The organism is Staphylococcus sp. EG-SA-2, from assembly GCF_017152085.1.
On record NZ_JACYHC010000547.1, the window covers coordinates 1 to 3,389 of the forward strand.

Consider the following 3,389-nt stretch of genomic DNA (forward strand, 5'->3'; position numbering starts at 1 on the left):
TTATTAACTTTAATATAAGTATAATGATGTGCCTCATCTTCAAGACGCATTGTTGTAACACACTTATAATCTATAAATGGCGCGAACATGGTATCTTTAATTTCATTTATGCGATTCTCATTTACTTGATTAGATTTGTGTGTCGAAAGTACAAGTTGATCAAAAATGTTATCTAGTACATCACGAACGATATACCACATATGTCTTTCTAAGTTTGAATCATTTGATGCTTTAGAGATTGTAAGAATTAATTCGCCTAAATGGTTTTGAACGGTAGAATAAAAGGCTTTGTTAAACACAGACGTTTTTGAATCAGTAAGAATTCTTGATTTTTCATGGAAATGAGATGTACTGTATCCCATTTCATTTAGTTGTGCTTTATCAATTCTTAAACCTTCAAAGTCTCTAATATACATCGTGTCCAATAGACCATCTTTCCGAAATGTTGCAATAGCATTTTGCAAGTGAGCCTCTAATGCAATGCCATATTTAGTAACTAGTGGGATTACGAGACCAAGCAATGCTTTACTATAAGTTTCAATCCACGATTTCGCCGATGATTCAAAATCAGACAATGATGCAGCTGATTGATAACGTTTAATCAATGTCACGATAGGTGATTCATTGTTAAATGGGTAGGTTGCAACTAAGCTTGAAGGAATCATTGGTGTGACTTCTTGTGGAATCATTTGGTATATGTTTTTTCTAAATAATGTACCTAATTGTTCACTTCGTTCAGTTTGATAGTCTACTTCGTCTTGCTCATTATAAAAATGAATACCAGCAACTTCATCAATAATTGTTGATGCATAGGACTTAAATATGACATCTTTCTCCAAAATATCATTTAAAATACGTGTCATTAGTGGACCATTGTGCGTCGTTTGTTCTGATAATGTACGAATTTCACCTGTAATATGAACGTTTGTCGACAATTTGATGTGTGGCGACATAGCTGGGTATTTAGGAACTAATGTTCTGAAAGATAAACCGGCATAATAATCCAACGTATGTTTTGCTTCAATGATTAATTCTTTATCTACTTCTGCTTGATAATCAGAATGTAATACGTCATCTAATTGCCATGGATGTACAATCATAATGTGATAATCATTAAAGTTAAAGTTTGGCGTAAATTCATTTTCTAATTGTTTAATTAAGTCCGGAAATAGCTGATGAACAGTTGTATCATAATCTTTAGACAGTGACATAGTACGACTTAATTTACTGTGAATCAGTACTATTTTCAACTTAATAGGTTGATTAAATTCTGAAGAATATAGGAATGTTTGTAATGCATTTAAACCTTTACGTAATTTAGCCCCAGGATGTAGCGGATGACCTTCAATAACGGCTTGCTCTGAACGCAAGTAACTATCTTCGCTATTTTCGATAATATTAAATAAAGGTGCAGAATCATGTTGCATTGACAGTGCTTGATAGCTAATTGCAAATGTCATATTAGTTGCACTGTTTATTAAATCTTGCTGAAATTGATCACTAGCAGCATTTTTTAAATCTGGTGCTTCAATTAAAATACACTCAAGAATTTCATTTGGATGGTGTACTCGTGTAATCGTATTTGTAATGTCATCTTTAATGTAGAAAGGGCCTTCAACATCAATTCGATCAAAGGCGTGTTCTCCAGTGATAGGAGCATATAATGTTTGCTTAGCTTGTGGGAACTGGATTTCTAGTATATGAGTCGTTGAGATATCTAACATAATCAAATCACGACTCAATATTTTCTTACTTTGAGTGCGCGCTTTAACTAAGTTTTCGCGATGCATTGATGTGACTAATCTCTGAGTGACTTTATCTCTTCCTTGTAAAATCATCTCTTTAAAAATATTAGCCCAATCGCTATTATGTTGTTGTAAAAATAAATATGTTTCTTGTTCTTCTTTGTTAAATTTTAATGTCTGTTCTTTAAAAATTAAGTTCAAGTTCATAATTCACCTCTATGAAATATTTTACAAAAGCAAGATAGATTTGTATAATCCATATTAATGATAATGATTCTTATTATCAACAGAATGCGGGTGTAAGTTTTATGACAAAATATTTTTTTAGCAGTTCTTTTCTACTATTTCTAGGTAATTGGATTGGACAAATAGGGCTAAATTGGTTTGTACTTACCACTTATCATAACGCAGTTTATCTGGGGATTGTCAATTTTTGCAGACTTGTACCAATATTATTACTAAGTGTGTGGGCAGGGGCAATTGCCGATAAATATGATAAAGGGCGATTGCTGAGAATTACAATTTCATCATCATTTTTAGTAACTGCAATTTTATGTGTGCTCACGTATAGTTTCACTGCAATTCCAATTAGCGTCATTATTATATATGCGACATTAAGAGGGATTTTAAGTGCGGTTGAAACACCTTTAAGACAAGCAATCTTACCAGATTTATCAGATAAAATATCTACTACACAAGCTGTATCATTTCATTCATTCATCATTAATATTTGTCGTTCAATAGGGCCTGCCATTGCTGGTGTCATATTAGCAGTCTATCATGCGCCAACAACATTTCTTGCACAGGCAATTTGTTATTTTATCGCAGCTTTATTATGCTTACCATTACATTTTAAAGTAACTAAAATACCTGAAGATGCAACAAGATACATGCCGTTAAAAGTTATTATAGATTACTTCAAATTACATATGGAAGGTCGACAAATATTTATAACATCATTATTGATTATGGCGACAGGTTTTTCATATACGACACTTTTACCAGTTTTGACAAACAAAGTATTTCCGGGGAAATCTGAAATATTTGGTATCGCTATGACGATGTGTGCCATTGGTGGTATTATTGCAACGCTAGTTTTACCTAAAGTACTTAAATATATTGGTATGGTAAATATGTATTATTTAAGTTCACTTTTATTTGGCATTGCTTTGTTAGGTGTGGTATTTCACAATATTGTCATCATGTTCATTTGTATTACATTGATTGGGTTATTTAGTCAATGGGCACGTACGACAAATCGCGTTTATTTTCAAAATAATGTTAAAGATTATGAACGTGGTAAAGTACTGAGTATTATTATGATGGATAGAGGTATGATTCCATTGGGAAGTCTGTTAATGAGTATATGTGCAGATGTGTTTGGCATTGTTAGAACTTTTTCAATAATGGGAATAAGTACTATATGCATTACAATGGTATTCTATTTTATAAATAGAAAGTTGAAGTTAAAGTTGGAGGAAAGTAATCATGGTATATCTTGAATGGGCAAAGGCAGATAGAAATATTCAATATCGTGTAATTAACGCCATTATTAAAGAACGTATTTACCCCGAGCAAACATTTATTTCGCAAAAAGGATCTTTAATTGAAATTCAGTATCATATGCATGTGTTGACTATTGAA

At 32.2% G+C, this 3,389-nt stretch carries 3 protein-coding genes; 2 read left to right on the forward strand and 1 reads right to left on the reverse strand.

Annotated elements, in window-relative coordinates:
* Nucleotides 1–1,952, reverse strand: a 1,952-nt coding sequence (sfaD, locus tag IDG60_RS09230) for a D-ornithine--citrate ligase SfaD (protein ID WP_206160638.1), incomplete at its 3' end; no start/stop codon positions are given.
* 101 nt (nucleotides 1,953–2,053) lie between these two features.
* Between sfaD and sfaA the strand changes: the two genes are divergently transcribed.
* Both sfaA and IDG60_RS22260 read left to right on the forward strand, forming a co-directional pair.
* A complete protein-coding gene (sfaA, locus tag IDG60_RS09235; RefSeq protein ID WP_000170400.1) occupies nucleotides 2,054–3,247 on the forward strand; it encodes a staphyloferrin A export MFS transporter in 1,194 nt (397 codons plus the stop codon).
* Nucleotides 3,234–3,389 (forward strand): hypothetical protein (locus tag IDG60_RS22260; RefSeq protein WP_241013355.1); only part of this gene is annotated, 156 nt, incomplete at its 3' end. The genes sfaA and IDG60_RS22260, both read left to right, overlap by 14 nt.

Bases quoted from the DNA above. Each gene is read 5' to 3' on its own strand.
- sfaA (WP_000170400.1), top strand. From the start codon at position 2,054: ATGACAAAATATTTTTTTAGCAGTTCTTTTCTACTATTTCTAGGTAAT.